At 73.3% G+C, this 16904-nt stretch carries 15 protein-coding genes; 3 read left to right on the top strand and 12 right to left on the bottom strand.

Translation table 11 applies throughout. The features are described from left to right. Positions 1 to 5: 5 nt before the first annotated feature. The 5 genes from ACLQ2R_RS11095 to ACLQ2R_RS11115 all read right to left on the bottom strand — a co-directional run bounded on the left by ACLQ2R_RS11095 (position 6) and on the right by ACLQ2R_RS11115 (position 5251). The gene (locus ACLQ2R_RS11095; protein ID WP_425959311.1) at positions 6 to 971 is read right to left on the bottom strand and encodes a UDP-glucuronic acid decarboxylase family protein; all 966 of its coding nucleotides are present in this window, start codon (positions 969 to 971) and stop codon (positions 6 to 8) included. Then, on the bottom strand, positions 968 to 1996 hold the full coding sequence (locus ACLQ2R_RS11100) for a glycosyltransferase family 9 protein (protein WP_425959312.1): 1029 nt from the start codon (positions 1994 to 1996) through the stop codon (positions 968 to 970). Before ACLQ2R_RS11100 ends, ACLQ2R_RS11095 begins: the two co-directional genes overlap by 4 nt. A gap of 233 nt (positions 1997 to 2229) precedes the next feature. After that, entirely contained in the window at positions 2230 to 3630 is a 1401-nt protein-coding gene (locus tag ACLQ2R_RS11105) for a glycosyltransferase family 9 protein (protein WP_425959313.1), read from the bottom strand. 284 nt (positions 3631 to 3914) lie between these two features. Continuing rightward, on the bottom strand, positions 3915 to 4358 hold the full coding sequence (locus ACLQ2R_RS11110; RefSeq protein ID WP_425959314.1) for a deaminase: 444 nt from the start codon (positions 4356 to 4358) through the stop codon (positions 3915 to 3917). Positions 4359 to 4453: 95 nt separating this feature from the next. Beyond that, on the bottom strand, positions 4454 to 5251 hold the full coding sequence (locus ACLQ2R_RS11115) for a RibD family protein (protein WP_425959315.1): 798 nt from the start codon (positions 5249 to 5251) through the stop codon (positions 4454 to 4456). 189 nt (positions 5252 to 5440) lie between these two features. On the opposite strand from ACLQ2R_RS11115, the gene ACLQ2R_RS11120 reads away from it, so the two are divergent. Beyond that, positions 5441 to 6109 (top strand): AIM24 family protein, encoded by a 669-nt coding sequence (locus ACLQ2R_RS11120; protein WP_425959316.1) that lies wholly within the window; start codon positions 5441 to 5443, stop codon positions 6107 to 6109. Between the two features lie 103 nt (positions 6110 to 6212). On the opposite strand, the gene ACLQ2R_RS11125 is transcribed toward ACLQ2R_RS11120, so the two are convergent. Beyond that, entirely contained in the window at positions 6213 to 7343 is a 1131-nt protein-coding gene (locus ACLQ2R_RS11125) for a damage-control phosphatase ARMT1 family protein (protein WP_425959317.1), read from the bottom strand. Between the two features lie 275 nt (positions 7344 to 7618). Here ACLQ2R_RS11125 and ACLQ2R_RS11130 point away from each other — a divergent pair, with 275 nt between their 5' ends. Then, positions 7619 to 8185, top strand: a complete 567-nt coding sequence (locus tag ACLQ2R_RS11130; RefSeq protein WP_425959318.1) for a helix-turn-helix domain-containing protein — start codon at positions 7619 to 7621, stop codon at positions 8183 to 8185. Between the two features lie 28 nt (positions 8186 to 8213). Here ACLQ2R_RS11130 and ACLQ2R_RS11135 read toward each other — a convergent pair whose 3' ends face one another. From ACLQ2R_RS11135 to ACLQ2R_RS11160, 6 genes are all read right to left on the bottom strand, one after another. After that, positions 8214 to 9569: an FAD-dependent oxidoreductase gene (locus ACLQ2R_RS11135; RefSeq protein ID WP_425959319.1), complete on the bottom strand. Its 1356-nt coding sequence runs from the start codon at positions 9567 to 9569 to the stop codon at positions 8214 to 8216. Between the two features lie 94 nt (positions 9570 to 9663). After that, positions 9664 to 11106: a kynureninase gene (gene kynU / locus ACLQ2R_RS11140; protein ID WP_425959320.1), complete on the bottom strand. Its 1443-nt coding sequence runs from the start codon at positions 11104 to 11106 to the stop codon at positions 9664 to 9666. A 262-nt stretch (positions 11107 to 11368) separates the two neighbouring features. Beyond that, entirely contained in the window at positions 11369 to 12472 is a 1104-nt protein-coding gene (locus ACLQ2R_RS11145; protein ID WP_425959321.1) for an LLM class flavin-dependent oxidoreductase, read from the bottom strand. 9 nt (positions 12473 to 12481) lie between these two features. Next, complete coding sequence (locus ACLQ2R_RS11150; RefSeq protein ID WP_425959322.1) at positions 12482 to 12829, bottom strand: TIGR04076 family protein; 348 nt, start codon at positions 12827 to 12829, stop codon at positions 12482 to 12484. Beyond that, positions 12826 to 13245 (bottom strand): nuclear transport factor 2 family protein, encoded by a 420-nt coding sequence (locus ACLQ2R_RS11155; protein ID WP_425959323.1) that lies wholly within the window; start codon positions 13243 to 13245, stop codon positions 12826 to 12828. Before ACLQ2R_RS11155 ends, ACLQ2R_RS11150 begins: the two co-directional genes overlap by 4 nt. Next, entirely contained in the window at positions 13242 to 14471 is a 1230-nt protein-coding gene (locus tag ACLQ2R_RS11160) for an amidohydrolase family protein (protein WP_425959324.1), read from the bottom strand. Before ACLQ2R_RS11160 ends, ACLQ2R_RS11155 begins: the two co-directional genes overlap by 4 nt. 836 nt (positions 14472 to 15307) lie before the next feature. On the opposite strand from ACLQ2R_RS11160, the gene ACLQ2R_RS11165 reads away from it, so the two are divergent. Further along, positions 15308 to 16903: an ABC transporter substrate-binding protein gene (locus ACLQ2R_RS11165; RefSeq protein WP_425959325.1), complete on the top strand. Its 1596-nt coding sequence runs from the start codon at positions 15308 to 15310 to the stop codon at positions 16901 to 16903. Position 16904 lies beyond the last annotated feature (1 nt).

Here is a 16904-nt window from a genome sequence, read left to right on the forward strand (position 1 = left end):
CCGCGTCAGCGGGGGATCAGCTCTCCGGACTCGCTGAGCTCCCGCGTGAACCAGGCGATGGTACGGCGCAGGCCCTCGATGACCTCGACCCTCGGCCGCCATCCCAGCACGGAGGCGGCCAGGGAGACGTCGGGGCGGCGGACCTCCGGGTCGTCGAGCGGGCGGCCCACGAACCGGATCGGCGACTCCGAGCCGACCAGGTGGCGGACGGTCTCGGCCAGGGCGAGCACGGTCAGCTCCGTCGGGTTCCCGATGTTGACCGGACCGGCGAACTCCCCCCGCGCCAGGGCGAGGATCCCCTCCACGGTGTCGTCCACGTAGCAGAGCGACCTGGTCTGCCCGCCGTTCCCCGCGACGGTGATCGGTTCGCCGCGCAGCGCCTGGCTGACGAAGGTGGGAACGGCCCGGCCGTCGCAGGGCCGCATCCGGGGCCCGTAGGTGTTGAAGATCCGCACGATCGCGGTGTCGGTCCCGTACGAGCCCCGGTAGGCGGTGGTCAGCGACTCGGAGAAGCGCTTGGCCTCGTCGTACACGCTGCGTGGTCCGACCGGGTTGACGTTGCCCCAGTAGCCCTCCCGCTGCGGATGCTCCAGCGGGTCGCCGTACACCTCGCTGGTGGAGGCCAGGACGAACCGGGCGCCCTTGAGCCTGGCCAGGTCGAGGGCGTGCATCGTGCCGAGGCTGCCCGCCCTGAGCGTCTCGACGGGATGGCGCAGGTAGTCGACGGGCGAGGCCGCCGAGGCGAGGTGGAACACCACGTCCACCTCGCCGGGCACGTGCACGGGATCGGTGAGGTCGCACTCGACCAGCCGGAAGGCGTCCGGCCCGGCCAGGTGCTCGACGTTGCGCGGCGAGCCGGTCAGGAAGTTGTCCAGGCAGACCACCTCCGCCCCCTCGCGGAAGAGGCGTTCGCACAGATGCGAGCCGAGGAATCCGGCGCCGCCGGTGACCACCACCCGTCGGGCCCTCATCGCACGCTCACCTCCAGCAGGCGTTCCGCGGCGCCGAGGACGTCCCGGACACCGATCTCCAGCAGGCCCGGATCGGGCCGGTAGGCGTACGGGTCCCCCTCGTTCCCGCCCCAGAGCGCGGCGTGGGGCCCCGTCTCCGGGGGCCCCCACAGGGCCGGCGGGACCGGACCGAAGATCACCACCGACGGGGTGGCGAACGCGGTCGCCAGGTGGGCCACCCCGGTGTCCCCGCAGATCACCAGGCGTGCCCCGGCCACCAGCGCGGCCAGCTCCGACGGCCCGGTGCGGCCGGCGAGCACGCACGAGGACGGCAGCCGCGCGAGCAGCGCCACCCGTTCGGCGAGATCGCGCTCCCTGGCGCTGCCGGTGACCACCACCTCGTGCCCGTCCTCCCGCAGTGCCGCGGCCACCAGCGCGAACCGTTCCGGCGGCCAGCGTCTGGCCGGGTAGGCGGCGCCGGGATGCACGACGACCGGCCTGGCCTCCCCCTCGGCACGGCCCGGGTGCTCCAGTGCCAGATCCGCCGGGTCGGCCGGGATGCCGTACCAGCCGAGCAGGTCGCACCAGCGCCGCACCTCGTGGACGCCGTCCCGCCAGGGCGGCCCGGTGACGGCGGGAAAGGCGGGATGCGCGTGGGTCAGCAACCGCGCGGGGCCGGTGCGGTGCAGCGCGGCGACCCCGTGCGGGCCGCCGTCGTACAGGTTGACGGCGACGTCCACGCCCCGGCCGAGCGGCGGGACGTGTCCGGGACCGGCGACGTCGCACACCTCGTCCACGCCGCCGATCAGCGGCACCAGGGGTGCCAGGGCGGAGGGCACGGCCAGCACGACGCGGTGCCCGGGATGGGCGCGCCGCAGGGCGCGCAGCGCGGGCACCGCGGTGAGCAGGGCGCCCAGGCCCAGGCCGCGCAGCACCACCATGACCGGCCGGTCCTCCGGGGCCGGGGCGGCGGTCACGTCCACCGCGCGCGTCCCCGCGGCGGCCGGGAGAGGGTCCGCCTGTTCCGGCGCGGGGCCGGCGCTCATGTCCGGGCCTTCATGTCCGGGCCTTCATGTCCGGGCCTTCATGTCCGGGCCTTCATGTCCGGGCCTTCATGTCACGGTCTTCATCGTCGGGATCTCCTTCGTGAACGTCATGCCACGGTCTCCTTCACGCACCTCAGGTCACGCTCTCCTTCACGCACGTCAGATCACGCTCTCCTTCACACCTCAGGTCACGCTCTCCTTCACGTACGCCAGATCACGCTCTCCCTCACACCTCAGGTCACGCTCTCCCTCGCGAACGTCAGGCGGTCGACCGCCTCGACGACCTGCGCGCTCGCCACCGAGGACAGGCACGGATGGCCGGGAACCGGGCAGGTGCCGGCGCGGGTCCCCCGGCAGGGTGCGTGCTGGTCCCCGAGGATCACCACCGGGATCCCGTACGGCGCCCAGCGACGCGCCGGGGCCACGGGGGAGAACAGGCTGACGACCGGCGTGCCGACCGCCGCCGCGAGGTGGGCGGGGCCGGTGTCGGCGGCGACCACGGCGCACGCCCCGGCGAGCACCGAGGCGAGCTCGGCGAAGGTCGTACGACCTCCCAGGTCGGTCACGGATCTCCCCGTGGTCCCGCCCGGCCATCCGCCCGCCGGCACCGGGGCGCCCGCACCGGCCGTACGGTCCGACGCGATGAGCTCGCCGTCGGTCCAGCCGTCGATCCAGCCCTCCACCCCTCCCCCGGCGTGCCGGCCGGCCCAGCCGCCGCTGCGGGCGGCCTCGTCCCGCTCCCGTCCCCCCTCACCCGCGTCCCAGGGACCGCCTCCCATCCAGCCGCCCGCGAACACCGGGCCGGGCGACAGGCCGTGCTGGCCCGCGCCGGAGGCGATCCGGGCGGTGAGCACGCGCTCGTCGGCGCCACCGGTCACCACCACCCTCCGCCCCGAGCGCGCGAGGTCCTGGACGGTACGGGACCAGCTCTCCAGCGACCACGCCCTGGCGGAGCAGGAGACGCCGGGGTGGACGACCACGTACCCCGCGGGCCCGGTGAGGTGGTCGGTCTCCGGGAGCGGGCGCCGCACGGCGAGGCGCCCGTCGTCGCGCGGGGGGAGGTCGAAGCCCGCCGACCGGGCCAGTCCCAGCATGCGTTCGGCCTCGGGCGGATCGGTGCCCTCGTCGGCGACGTACCGTACGTCGAGCAGGGAGCCGGCCTGGTCCGGGGAGGCCGCGGTGATCCTGAACGCGCCCGCCAGCCTCAGCAGCAAGGCCAGCGGCAGCGGGGACTCGTGGGCCGAGGTGAGGATCAGCGCCTGGTCGGGGGCCACGTCCCGGACGATGCGCAGCAGCCTCAGCACGTGCGGCCCGGTCACGGGAGGCACGATCACGGGCGACGCGCCCACGGACGCCGCCGCCCCTGACACCACCGTCCCGGACGTCGTCCCGGAAAACGTCCCGGAAAACGTCCCGGACGACGCGCTCGTGGGCGACGCGCCGGGCTCGATCCACGGAGCGCGCCACTCCACCGTCCGCGAGACGCCGGGTAGCAACTCGCCCGCGTCCCGCCCGTAGGGCCCGGCCAGCAGCACGACCTCGTCCGCGCCCGCCGCCACCGCCCGGATCGCGGGCCCCGCGAGGAGGACCTCTCCGGCGTTGTCCAGGCGGGCGACGAGAACGGTGCCGCTCACCGCGGGCCCGTCTCCGCGTCGTCTGCGGAGGCGGGCGGCGGAACGCGGAAGATCGCCTCTACACCGGGAAATCTCATGGCGCCGGCCTCTCGCTCGATACCTACTGACTACCGAGCGCTGCGGTCTTCAAACTGAAAAATCGCATATAGAGGCAGTTAAGGGCATTAAGCGCCCAATTTTGTCACTATAAGTAACTATTTTGGCGATTGCCTGTGCTTCGGCCGGGTACGTACCGCTCCGGAACGGGCGGCCCTCCCAAGACCGAGCGGTCTCCCCGGAGGCGGTCAGCCGGTGACGAGATGGGCGTTGGGCTCGCGGGCGCGTTCCGCCAGTTCGGGGATCTCCAGCACCGTCACCCCGGCCGCCGCGAGCTCCTCGGCGCCGTGGCAGTCGACGAAGAGCAGGGGCTCGCGCCACGCCATCACCACCCGGCTCGCGCCGCTCTCCAGGATCAGGCGGGTACAGGTCCTCGGACGCGACCTGCGCGCGCTGCACGGCTCCAGGCTGCTGTAGACCGTGGCGCCGGCCAGCCGGGGATCGCCGGGGGCGATCTTCGCGAGCGCGGCCTCCTCGGCGTGCACGTGCGGGTCGGTCTCCCGGGAGTGACCCCTGGCGAGCTCCCGCCCGTCGGCGGAGACCACCACGGCCCCCACCGAGAAGGCCGTCTCCGACGGCGGGCACGACCTCGCCAGGTCGCACGCCAGCTCCAGCCAGTCGCGGTCGTCCATCGGACACCTCCGGTACGGGGACCCCGGCGTCTCCGGCGGGGATCCCGGGTTTCGGCACCGGGAGGAGATCGGTTCCCCTCCCGGGTGCGCGGCGGTCAGGTCAGCAGGTAACGCAACAGGGTGACGTCCCCCATGGCGCGTACCTCCGCCAGCCGCATCCGGCGGCGGTCGTGGCGGGGGAAGTCCCCGTCCCCGACGAAACGCGGGGCCGCGGGGTCGCCGACGAAGAACGGGGCGACGACGAGGTGCAGCTCGTCGACGAGGTCCTCCCGGAGGAAACGGGTGTGAACCGAGGTGCCGCCCTCGACCATCAGGCGGCGCACCCCCCGCCCGTGCAGATCGGCGAGGACCCCGCCGAGCCCGATCGCGCCCGCGCCGCCCACCCCTCCCACGGCACCCGCGCCCCCCACCTCGGCCGCGTCAGTCACATCGGCCGCACCGCCCGTGCCGCCCGTGCCGCCCGTGCCGCCCGCGTCGGCCACGCCGTTCACGCCGCCCGCGTCGACCACCTCGGCCGCGTCGCCGAGACGGGCGGTGAGCCCCGCCACGGCCGGGGAGGCGGCGTACACGATCCTGCTCGTGTCACCGGCCGTGAAGAACGCGGCGGCCGGGTCGAGATCACCAGTGGCGGTCAGCGTCACCTTGGCCGGTGACGGCGGCAGGCCCCGCGCGGCCCGCTTCCGCCTGCGCCCGGGCGACCGGACCAGGAGCCGGGGGTCGTCACCGCGTACGGTGCCCGCCCCGACCAGGATCGCGTCGCAGGTCGCGCGGACCGCGTCGACCCGGTCGAAGTCCTCGTCGTTGGAGAGCAGGAGCCGGCGCGGCGAGCCGTCGTCGATGTAGCCGTCGACGGACATCGCGCAGCTCAGCAGCACGTACGGACGCTCTCCCACGTTCTCCCCCGGCTCCCCGGTGTCGTGGCACCGGTTCCCCGGCGCAGGACATCGGCCGATGGTAACAACCATGCGCCCACCCCGCGCGTCGCGCTCGCTCCCCCACCGCGTCCCGGCACCCCGGGAACTCCCCCGGGGCCGGATTCGTCGTTCAGGGTGCGACGTCCCCGACACCGAGAGGCATCACCCGTGCGAAGCTCGTTCTTCGGAAATCTCGAACAGGGCCACCTGCCCGGCCACTTCACGCTGCAGAACGCCAAGATGCTGCGGGTGGCCCTGAACGGGGAGGTGATGGCCCGTCAGGGGTCGATGGTCGCCTTCCAGGGGCAGATGGACTTCGACTACGAGGGCTCCGGAGGGGTCGGCCGGTTCCTGAAGAAGATGGTCACCGGCGAGGGCGCGCCGCTGATGCGCGTCCGCGGCCGGGGTGTGATCTTCATCGCCTCCAACGCCGACGACGTGCACCTGTTCTACCTGGAGAACGAGGCGCTCACCGTCAACGGCACCAACCTGCTCGCCTTCGACCCGCAGCTCACCTGGGACATCCAGCGCGTGCAGGGCGCGGGCGTCGCCACCGGCGGCCTGTTCAACACCACGATCACCGGAACCGGCTGGGTGGCCGTCACCGCGCACGGCGCCCCGGTGCTGCTCGACACCGCCCAGGCGCCGACCTTCGCCGACAGCCAGTCCGCGGTCTGCTGGAGCGCCGGGCTCCAGGTGGGCGTGAACCGCACCGTGAAGGTGGCGGCGCTCATCGGGCGCGGGAGCGGCGAGGCCGCGCAGCTCGCGTTCCGCGGGCAGGGCTTCGTGCTCGTCCAGGCGAGCGAGGGGCCGATCATCCCGCAGTCCGCGGGCTGAGCCCTCCCGTGACCCCCGGGCCGGGGCCCGTGATCCCCGCGCCGAGCGCCGCGAGGCCCGGCCGGGCGGGACACCGGTGACCGGTGCCCCCTCCGGCCGGCGCTCAGGCCCTGGCCTGGATCAGCGCGTGGGTGCCGGTGGTCAGCCAGGGGCGGCCCGCGCGCTCCAGCGCCTCGACCGTCTCGCCGGTCAGGCCGACCGCGACCTCGGACTTCAGGGTGCGCAGCGCCGCGACCGGGCCGGGGAAGTACGCGGTGGCCTCGGCGAAGGGCGTGGTGTGCGGCCAGGCCCGGTCGCCGACGAGACGGCGGTAGTTCAGGTCACCCTTCATGATCGTCAGCGACGCGGACGCGAAGTCGTCGCGCATCCCGACCGGCATCTCGCGGTACGGCAGCGGCGCGCAGGAGAAGGCGTGCGCCCGCAGCACCAGCCGGTCAGAACCGATCGCCGCCCGCAGCCTCCCCGCGACCCGCCCCGCCTCGCCGCCCGCGTCCGCCATGCGCCGCAGGCAGGCCAGGACGTCGGTCACGGTGGCATCGGACACGTAGTACGGCAGGGGCTTGACGTGCAGGACGACCTGCCCCGTCCCGCGGACGTGCAGCAGGTGGTCGATCAGGACGAGGTCGGGCAGCAGCTCGGGCCCGGCGTTGTCGGCGACCAGGCAGACCCGCGCGGCGGCGGTCAGCGACCACAGCAGCGCGCTGTCGTCGGCCACCAGCCCGGCCTCGCGGTCGGCGAGCTCCGGTCCGGCCGAGATCCGGAAGACCAGGTCGGCCCGGTTGCCCCACAGCGCCCTGAGGAGCAGCGCCTGGGCCCGGTCGCCCGCGGGCACGCCGTCCAGCGCGTCGAGCTCGCGCAACTCCTCGTCGACGCCCTCGCCCAGCAGCTCGGCCTGCTTGAAGGGCTCGAACGGGTCGACGCCGCGCCAGGGCCCCGGCTCGAAGTAGCCGACCGCCGACAGCAGCCTGCGGAAGAAGTAGCTCTCCGCCCACAGGAACGGCACCTCGTCCCAGCGCCGCCCGAGGTGGCCGCGGTCCCAGCTCTCCCAGAGGTCGCGGTCGTGCGCGGAGGCCGCCGGCGGCCTCATGACCCCCTCGATCTCCTCAAGAAGCGCGTCCAGTGCCCGGTTCACGCGGGTGTCGTACGGGGTGGCGCCGCGGACCCTCTCGATCAGGGAGGGGTGCCGTTCGTGCAGCACCCGCCAGGGAAAGGACCCCGGGACGTCGCTCAGCAACTCCGGCGGACCGTACGCGTCCGAAGGCCCCGGAGAACCCGGGGCCTCGGAGACTCCCGGGGACCTCGGGAACTCCGAAGGCGTCGCGGACCGCTCCCGGGCATCACCGTCTGCCATTCCGACTCCCTTTTGACGCACAAAGACTCTTGTTATGAAATATGTTTAGCTACAGCGAACAGGCGGCCACGCCGCTCGACGGAGGGGAGCCGCAGGTGGGCGTATCGGAGCGTCGCGGGGGTGCGGAAACGGACCGCCACGACGCCGTCGGAGCCCGGATGCGGCAGTTCCGCAAGGAGCGCGGTCTGACACTACGCGGTCTGGCCACCCATTCCGGGCTCTCGATCGGGTTTCTCTCGCAGGTCGAGAGGGGGATCTCCTCCATCGGCCTGACCGCGCTCAACAGCGTGGCCACGGCGCTCGACCGGAGCGTCGCCGAGTTCTTCAACGACGCGCCGGCGGAGGAGACGAAGGAGGAGACCCGGGCACCGGTCTCGTCGCTGCCGAGCCACTTCACCCTCACCCGGTCCAGCACGGCCGCCACCGAGTACATCTCGGGCCAGCAGACCTACCGCATGCTCTCCGCCCGGGGCCCGAACCTGGTGCTCGAACCGCTGCTGGTGCACATCGCGCCCGGCGGCAGGCGGGAGAACTCCTACGGCCACGCCGGTGAGGAGTTCGCCTTCGTGCTGGAGGGCGAGCTGCTGTACGAGGTCGACGGCGTCGAGCACAGGCTCCACCCGGGCGACAGCGTCCACCTGAGGTCGACCGTCCCGCACAGCATGTTCAACGACACCGACCGGGTCACCACGGTCGTGTCCGTGGTCACGCCGCGCCTCTTCTGAGGCGCCCCTCGCCGGGTCAGGTCCGCGGTCACGCCCCGCCTCTTCTGAGACGCCGCGACACCCTGGCGGCCACCGCCGCCACGACCGGCACGCCGAGCGCCGCGCCGAGGGCCACGGCGGCGACCGCCCGGTTCTGGCGGGCGATCCGGCGCCGGACGTCGGCGTAGGGCACCGTGCTGAACGACACGAGCTCGTAGCGGGAGACGTAGCGGCCGGGCAGCAGCCGCTCCAGGCCGTGTTCGAGGCGCTTGCGCAGCAGGAACGACCGGGAGGCGACCTTGTCGCGCATCTCCACGAAGTTCTCCAGCGCGAGCTCGGCGATGGTGTCGGCGTGCTCCTTGCGGCGGTTCCCGTACAGGGCCAGGGCCGCGGGGAAGTCGTCGCCGGTCTCCTCCAGGCAGCGGTCGAGCTCCACGCAGTCCTCGAAGCCGCAGTTGGCGCCCTGTCCGTAGAAGGGCACGATGGCGTGGGCCGCGTCGCCGAGCAGCCCGGTCGCGGCGCCGGCGCCGCGCACGTGCCAGGGACGGGCCCGTACGGTGACCAGGCGCCCGATCGGGTTGTGCGCGTAGTCGTCGGCGAGGTCGGGCATGAGGGCGTGGGCGTCGGCGTAGCGGGCGGCGAAGAACTCCTCGAACCGCTCCGCGGTGTCCAGTTCCTCGAAGCCGCCGGGCCCGGTCCTGGGCCAGAACAGCGTGCAGGTGAAGGACCTGTCCGGGTTGGGCAGCGCGATCATCATGGCCCTGCCGCGCGGCCAGATGTGCAGCGCTCCCGGGTCCAGGGCGAAGTCGCCGTCGCGCGCCGGGATCGTCAGTTCCTTGTAGCCGTAGTCGAGCTGGTCCTGGGTGACCTCGACGCCTCCGGGGAACCGCAGCCGCTCGCGGACGGCGCTGTGCGCGCCGTCGGCGGCGAGCACGACCGTGGCGGTACGGGTGACCGGCCCGCCGGGCGTGTCGAAGTCCATGCGGCCGGAGCCGGCGTCGTACCCGGTCAGCCGGTGCTCGAACACGGCGCGGACGCCGGGCATGGCCAGGGCCGCGTCCAGCAGGGTGCGGTTGAGGTCGGAACGGCTGATGGAGTTGATCGCCCGTTCCCCCGTGGCGCTGTAGGACTGGAAGCCGAGCGTTCCGTCGGGGGCGTGCATCATCCGGCCGGACATCGGCAGCGCCGCCTCCAGCACGGTGCGGTCCAGCCCGATCCGGCGCAGCGCGTCGATGCCGCGTTCGGACACGGCCAGGTTGATCGAGCGCCCGCGTTCCGGCGCCGCCGAGCGCGGGTCGGGCCTGCGCTCGTACAGCACGACCCGGTGGCCGCGCCGGGCCAGGTAGCAGGCCGCCAGGCAGCCGACCAGCCCGGCGCCGACCACCGTGACCTCCTCGGACCTCATGACGCCTCCCCGCGCGACCCGGCGCGGGCCTCCGTACGGGATCGCACACCGCGCGACCCCGCGCGGGCTCTCGTGCCGGGACTCGTCCGGGACCTCATGACGGGCTCACCTCCGCGGCGAGCGCGTCGGCGGCCCGCCAGCAGTCGTGGAACGTGGAGTACATCGGCACCGGCGCCAGCCGGATGACGTCCGGGCGCCGCACGTCGGCGAGGACGCCGTGCACCCGGTGCAGCCGGTCGGCGAGGGCCGCGACGTCGGCGGCGTCGGCGGCATCGGCGGTGCCGCCGCCCCCGCGCACGCGCAGGGAGAGCTGGGCCCCGCGCCTGGCCGGGTCGGAGGGGGTGACGATCTCCAGCGGGCGGTCCCGGATCACCTCCGCGAGCAGCGCCTCCAGGTACCCGGTGAGCGCCAGGCTGCGTTCGCGCAGCGCCGCCGTCCCGGTCTCGGCGAACATCCGCAGCGAGACCCGGACGGGCGCCATGGCCAGGATCGGCGGGTTGGAGATCTGCCAGGCGTCGGCGGTGGGGACGGGCACCAGCTCGGGCCGCATCTCGAAGCGGGTCGCCTGCTCGGTGCTCCACCACCCGGCCAGCCGGGGCAGGTCCGGATCGGTCACGTGGCGCCGGTGCACGAAGCAGCCCGCGACGGCGCCCGGACCGGCGTTGAGGTACTTGTACGAGCACCAGGCCGCGAAGTCCACGTCCCAGTCGTGCAGCGCGAGCGGCACGTTGCCGACCGCGTGCGCCAGGTCCCAGCCCACCCGGCACCCGGCCGCGTGCCCGGCGGCGGTGACGGCGGGGATGTCGAGGAACTCGCCGGTCAGGTAGTTGACCCCGCCCAGCAGGACGAGCGCCACCCGGTGTCCCTCGCGGGCCAGGTAGTCGACGATGTCCTCGGTGCGCAGGCAGTCCTCGCCCGCGCGGGGACGCAGCCGGACCACGGTCTCGTCGGGGTCGAGGCCGTGGTGGACGGCCTGGCTGCGGACCGCGTAGCTGTCGGAGGAGAAGGCGTGGTCCTCGATGACGATGCGGGTGCGCTCGCCCTCGGGGCGGTAGAACGTCGCCATCATCAGGTGCAGGTTGACCGTGAGGGAGTTCATCACCACGGTCTCCTCGGGGGCGGCGCCCACCAGCGCGGCGGCGTCCTCGCGCAGCTCGGCGTGGTAGGGCAGCCAGGGGTGGGCCGCCCGGTGGTGCCCCTCGACCGCGTGCAGCGCCCAGTCGTCCAGTTCCGCCTGGACCGCGGCGCGGACGGCGCGGGGTTGCAGGCCGAGCGAGTTGCCCGCGAAGTAGGCGATCTCGGGGTGGCGGGCGGAGGCGGGCAGGGGCGGCAGGAGGAACTCGGCGCGGCGGCAGGTCGTGTCCCGGGCGTCGGCGGCCAGTGCCGCCCGCTCGCCCTCCTCGCCGAGCACGGCGACCGTCGGGGCCCCCGCGCCGGGCCGATAGACCGGCGTGACCCGCCCGGCCCGCCCGGTCTGACCGGTCCGCTCGGTCAGGTCGCCTCGCTCGTCGAGCCCTTCGGCCCGGGTGGACGTCACGCCGGCGTCCTGTTCGCCGGGCCTCCGGTGCGCTCGCTCATCGCGTCATCTCCTTCGTCCCCTTCATGTTCACTCATGCTGAACTCAGGTGAAATCAGGAGTACGAGATGATTCGGGGACTTCGCTTTACGGATGGAAGGTTCTGCGGGCATCCGGTTTCGAGATGACGGAGCGTCACGATCGGATGCCCACGAGGGGTATACCCGCTCCGGTCACCGCGCCACCACACCCCCTCGCCCGTCCCCGGCCCCAGCGGCCTCGCCTACCGCCGGGGAGAGCGGTCCAGCAGCGGCAGCACCGCGCCGCCCAGCAGCTCCACACCGCCGTCGTCGGTGAGCCCGTGCGGCGTGCCGAACTCCACCCGGTGCGCGCCCGCGTCGATCAGGGCCTGGGCCTGCGCGGCCACCTGCTCCGGGGTGCCGGAGAAGGCGAACAGGTCGAGCACGTCGTCGGGGATCAGCCTCCCGGCCTCCTCGTCCCGCCCGGCGTCGACCAGCTCCTTGACCCGGCCGAGCAGGTCGGCGGGGATCCCCGCGGTCGGGTCGAGGTCGGCGACCACCGCGAGGTACATGGCGACCTCGCCGCGGGCCCTGGCGCGGGCCGCGGCCCCGTCGGCGTCCACCACGGTCACCGCGCCCAGCACGATGCCGATCTCGCCGGGGTCCCGTCCTGCGGCGACCGCCCCGGCCGCGACCCGCTCGCGGATCACCCCGACCATCGCCGGGTTCGCGCTGCCGCCCACCTTGATCTCGTCGGCGATCCGCCCGGCCAGGGCCGCGCCCTTCGGCCCCCAGGCCCCGAGCAGCAGCGGCGGGCGCGGCCGGTACACCGGATAGCGCAGCCGGGTGCCGGGCGCGAGACGGAACATCTCCCCCTCGAACCCCTCGTCCTGCCCGGCCTGCCCGGCCTGCCCTGCCCCTTCGGCCCCCTCGCCGCCTCCGGCTCCGGAGCCCTTGCCGCCGCCACCGCCACCACCGGCGCCACCGGCCAGCAGCCGGTAGACCACCTCCGCGGCCTCCGCCAGCGCGGTCAGCGGGCGGGGCTGGGCGATGCCCACCGCGCCGAGCCAGGTACCGCGCGCCAGCCCCAGGTAGGCGCGGCCGCGCGAGGCCAGGTCCAGCGCGGCGAGCTGCCCGGCGATCTCGTACGGGGCCAGCGAGTACGGGTTGAGGCAGGCCGCGCCGAGCCGTACCCGCTCGGTGGCGGCGGCCATCTCCAGCAGCGGGAAGATCGGCGGCTGGTACATCAGGTCGCCGAACACGCTCAGCACGTCGAAGCCGTGCCCCTCGGCCCGGCGCGCGAGCCGCGCGTAGTCACCGGCCCGCTTGTCGCTCTGCAGGCCGAGGCCGATCTCGGCGGTACTCATGGGGCCCCCTCAGGTCAGGTCGGCGGAGTTCATCCGGCGACGGCCGGTCCGCTCGACCCGCATCACCAGCCGCTCCTCCGGGTCGGGGCAGCAGAACAGGGAGTCCTGTGCCAGCCAGTCACCCGAGGCCAGGTCACGCTGCTTGGCCGCGAGGAAGGGCAGGACGGCGGCGAGCGCGTAGACGCAGAAGTGCTTCCCGTCGGGGATCCGCAGGTGCGCGCTCCGCTCCAGGACGAAGTCGTCGCCCACGCTCATCCCGCAGACGGACCTTCCCTCGATGCGGTCGACCACGACCCGCAGGTCGTAGAGCTCCATGTCGCCGTCGGGCGCGGCCTCCGTGCCGCCGGAGCCGTTCATCGCGCGAGCAGTTCGGAGTGGTGGTGGACGATGAACCAGGCGCCGTCCACGCGGCGGAGCACGTCGGTCACCCGGCTGTGCTGCGCGGGCTCACCCGGTGGCTCGGCGACCAGCACGTACCGGGCCACCCCGGCGTCGCCCCACACGTCGATCCGCTTGTCCTCGGCCGCCAGCCGGTCGAGCGCGGGCCGGGTGCCCGAGTCGTCCCGGCCGTCCCGGTAGGCGTCGAGCTCCGACCGGGTCCGCAGCGGCCCCGGCAGGTGCGTCTCCCAGGTGGTCACCTCGGCGTGCAGGTGACGGTCGAAGCGGGCGCGGTCCGCCATCAGGAACGCGTCGTACATGTCGTCGATGCCGGCCGCGATCGCGGCGGCGTCCGTCCCGGTATCCGTTGCGGAATCGATTGCACCGGTGTTCACGGTCCCTCCCATCCCGACCGGTCGTCGCGGACGACCCGGCCGGCCTTCATGACCCAGCGGATCCCGCGGAAGGCCGAGGTGTCCGCCAGGGGGTCGTCGTCCATGGCGACGAGGTCGGCGTGCTTGCCGGCCTCGACGGTGCCGAGGTCGGCGTCGGCACCGAGCCAGCGCACCGGGCCGAGCGTCCCGGCGTACAGCGCCCGCGCCGGGCCGAGACCGCCCTCGGACATGTACTCCAGCTCGCGTACCGAGGCGTTGGTGCCCTCGAACTCCCAGAACGGCGGCATGTCGCTGCCCAGCAGGACCTCCACCCCGGCGTCGAGCGCCATGGCGTAGCTCTCCAGGTGCCGGGGCCCCGCGCCGAGCGAGCGGCACTGCATCCACTCGGGCACGCCCAGCTCGTCGAAGAACTCCTTGCAGCGGGTGACCAGCAGCGTCGGCACCAGGGCCGTGCCCCGGTCGGCCATCTTCCTCGCGACCTCGGGGGTGAGCTGGTAGCCGTGCTCCACGCAGTCCAGGCCCAGCTCGACGGCCTCGGCGATGACCGACGCCGGTCCGGCGTGCGCGGTGACCCTGCGGCCCCAGGCGTGCGCGGTCCGCAGGGCGGCGGCCATCTCGTCGGGGAAGAGCTGCGGGGTCTCGATGCGCTCGTGCTCCCCGGCGATCCCCCCGGAAATCATGATCTTGATGAGGTCCGCGCCCGCCTTGATCTGGGCGCGCACCCCGCGGCGGAACCCGTCGGCGCCGTCGCACTCCAGGGTGTCTCCCCCCTCGTGCCCGTGGCCGCCGGTGCAGACCAGGGCGCGGCCCGCGGTGAAGATCCGCGGGCCGGTCGCCCTGCCCGCCTCGACGGCCCGCCGCAGCGCGAAGTCGGCGTGGTCCTTCTCGGCCACGCACCTCACCGTGGTGACCCCGCAGCGCAGGGTCCGGCGGGCGCCGTCGGCCATGTAGAGGGCCAGCTCGTGCGGCGTCATGTCCTTGACGTCGTCGCCGCCCTGGCCGGGGAGCGACAGGGAGAAGTGGGTGTGCATGTTGACCAGGCCGGGGGTGACGTGAGCGCCGCCGAGATCGATCACCCGGGCGTCGCCGGCCGGGCCCGTCACCTCCTCGCGGGGGCCCGCCGCCGCGATCCGGCCGTCCCGGACCCACACCGCGGCGTCGGCGATCCGCCCGCCGCCGTCCCGGGCGTCGGTGACGGTGCAGCCGACGACGATCACGTCGTTCATCGGACGGCCTGCGATGGAAGCCTCGCCGGACGGCCTCCGCGGGAGGGGAGCCTCATCGGACGGCCTCCGCGGGAAGCACGGCCGGGGCGTTCGGCCGGGGGAAGCCGGGCATCGGGGTCCTCCAGGAGCCGGGAAGGGGGGAGAGCGCGGGCGTGGCGGATCGCCGTCCCGGCGTCCCGACGGGCCCTCGCCCACCCGCTTGTTCTATCAGACACGAGTTTGGTGAACAAGCAAGAGTGATCATTTTCGCGTAAAATGCCTGTTCAAAGTAGATTCTACGAGAGTAGAAGATCATTTAAGCGAGCCGTGTTCAGCGAATTTCACAAAAACGTCTCCGATACGTGACCGAGCCGCCCTACTCTTCGAGGAAGGGCCGCACCGGCCTCCGGGTCCGGCAGGCGGCGCCCGGGGCCACCGCGCGCGACGGACCGCCGGACGCCGCGCACCCCTCGCCGGCCCCGGGCGGACGTTCGCGGAACGCCCTCGCCCGGACGCGACCCGGCACCGAACGTGCCGGGCCACCGGAAGGGCCGCCGGGAGAGCCGGGGCCGGAACCCCCGGCCGGGCCGGACCGCGTACGGGCACGGCGCCCGCGCCCGGGGATCACCCCCGCGGATCGCGCGCGCCCGAGGGGCCGGGCGACACGCGTCACGCGGCACGCGGGCGCCCGGTCTGCCCCTGCTTTTCAGAAACATTTCCGAAAGATTACATATGCGCTCACCTGTGGTTTTATCGGTAGAAGGCTTGACATAAAAGAGGTTGACCGGAATCGTTTGCGTCCTTGCGGAACCGTCTCGCGCCATGAGCCCGGTACGCGACGATGAGAGGCGGACAGGATGGTTGGTCGTAGAGGTCTCGCGGTCCTCGGCCTGGGCGTGGTGACCGCGATGACCGCCGCCTGCGGCGGCGGTGGCGGGGCGGCGAGCACGGCTCCGGCGAGCGGGGGGACGGGCGGCACGGCGGCCGGCGGCACGCTGGTCGTGGACACGTCGTTCCAGTTGAAGACCGCCGACCCGGCCCGGCAGTTCGAGCCCACGGCACAGACGGTGCTCTATCCCGTCTACGAGACGCTGGTGACCTACAAGGGGGCCGACGTCAAGACGGCCGTCCCCGGGGTGGCCGAGCTTCCCGAGATCGACGAGAGCTTCAAGAAGTTCACCTTCACCCTGCGCGACGGGGTGAAGTTCAGCGACGGCACGCCGATGACGGCCAAGGACGTCGTCTACACCTTCGAGCGCATCGCCGGGCTGAAGGGCAACCCGTCCTTCCTGCTCGACGGCATCAAGGCCGAGGCCCCCGACGACAAGACCGTGGTGCTGACCACCGAGAAGGCCGACTCGGCCCTGATGGCCAAGCTCTCCAACCCCGCCCTCGGCATCGAGAACAGCGCGGCGGTCGAGAAGATCGGCGGCACCAAGGACGCCGAGAGCGACAAGGCCGAGCCGGAGTTCGCCAAGGCCTCCTACGGCAGCGGCCCGTACAAGATCACCAAGTTCGACGCGGCCAGCGAGGTCGTGCTGGAGCGCAACGACGGCTACTGGGGCACCAAGCCCGCCTACAGCAAGATCGTCGTGCGTAACGTCCAGGCGAACGTGCAGCAGCTCAACCTCACCCAGGGCGGCAGCCAGCTCGCGCTGGACCTGCGCCCGGACCAGACCACCTCGCTGGGCGAGAACGTGACGGTCAACAAGACCGCCGCCGCCGACATCGCGTTCCTGCTGGTCAACGACGACCCCTCGGTCTCGGCGACCACCTCCAACAAGGACTTCCAGGAGGCCGTGCGCTACGGCGTCGACTACGCGGGCCTGCTGAACCTGGTGGGCGAGGGCGCGGTCCAGCCGGGCGGCGTGGTCCCCTCGATGTTCTCCGGGGCGCTCGCGCCGGCCGACGCCGTCAAGCGCGACGTCGCCCGCGCCAAGGCCGCCCTGGCCAAGTCGGGGGTCTCCTCCCCCTCGGTGAAGCTGAACTACGCCTCCGACCTGACCTACAAGGGCGTCAGCATGGCCGACATCGCGGCCCGCCTCCAGCAGAACCTCAAGGAGGTCGGCATCGACGTGCAGCTCGACGGCAAGCCGGTGACCACCTCGCTCGACTCCTACCGCGCCGGCAAGGACGAGCTGAGCCTGCAGTGGTGGGGACCGGACTACAACCACCCCAACGACTACCTGCTCTTCACCCCGGGCCAGATGGTGGGCCTGCGTGGCGGCTGGAAGGACGACGCCGCCCCGGAGATCACCAAGCTCGCCGACAAGGCCGAGGTCGCCGACGACGCCACCCGCGACGCCGGCTTCCAGGCGCTGCAGAAGGCCATGAACGCCGACGGTCCCTTCATCCCGCTGTTCCAGCCCTCGGCCGTGGTCGCGGGTGCCAAGCAGCTCGGCCCGCTCGACTACAACACCCTGTGGACCGTCGACCTGACCGCGCTGCGCTAGC

Origin of the sequence: Streptosporangium sp. DT93, assembly GCF_049844535.1 — a bacterium.
Lineage (GTDB): Bacteria > Actinomycetota > Actinomycetes > Streptosporangiales > Streptosporangiaceae > Streptosporangium.

Coding starts and splice junctions, on each gene's coding strand:
- ACLQ2R_RS11095 (WP_425959311.1), bottom strand. CDS start 971: ATGAGGGCCCGACGGGTGGTGGTCACCGGCGGCGCCGGATTCCTCGGC.
- ACLQ2R_RS11100 (WP_425959312.1), bottom strand. CDS start 1,996: ATGAGCGCCGGCCCCGCGCCGGAACAGGCGGACCCTCTCCCGGCCGCC.
- ACLQ2R_RS11110 (WP_425959314.1), bottom strand. CDS start 4,358: ATGGACGACCGCGACTGGCTGGAGCTGGCGTGCGACCTGGCGAGGTCG.
- ACLQ2R_RS11130 (WP_425959318.1), top strand. CDS start 7,619: ATGCGGCAGTTCCGCAAGGAGCGCGGTCTGACACTACGCGGTCTGGCC.
- ACLQ2R_RS11135 (WP_425959319.1), bottom strand. CDS start 9,569: ATGAGGTCCGAGGAGGTCACGGTGGTCGGCGCCGGGCTGGTCGGCTGC.
- ACLQ2R_RS11145 (WP_425959321.1), bottom strand. CDS start 12,472: ATGAGTACCGCCGAGATCGGCCTCGGCCTGCAGAGCGACAAGCGGGCC.
- ACLQ2R_RS11150 (WP_425959322.1), bottom strand. CDS start 12,829: ATGAACGGCTCCGGCGGCACGGAGGCCGCGCCCGACGGCGACATGGAG.
- ACLQ2R_RS11160 (WP_425959324.1), bottom strand. CDS start 14,471: ATGAACGACGTGATCGTCGTCGGCTGCACCGTCACCGACGCCCGGGAC.
- ACLQ2R_RS11165 (WP_425959325.1), top strand. CDS start 15,308: ATGGTTGGTCGTAGAGGTCTCGCGGTCCTCGGCCTGGGCGTGGTGACC.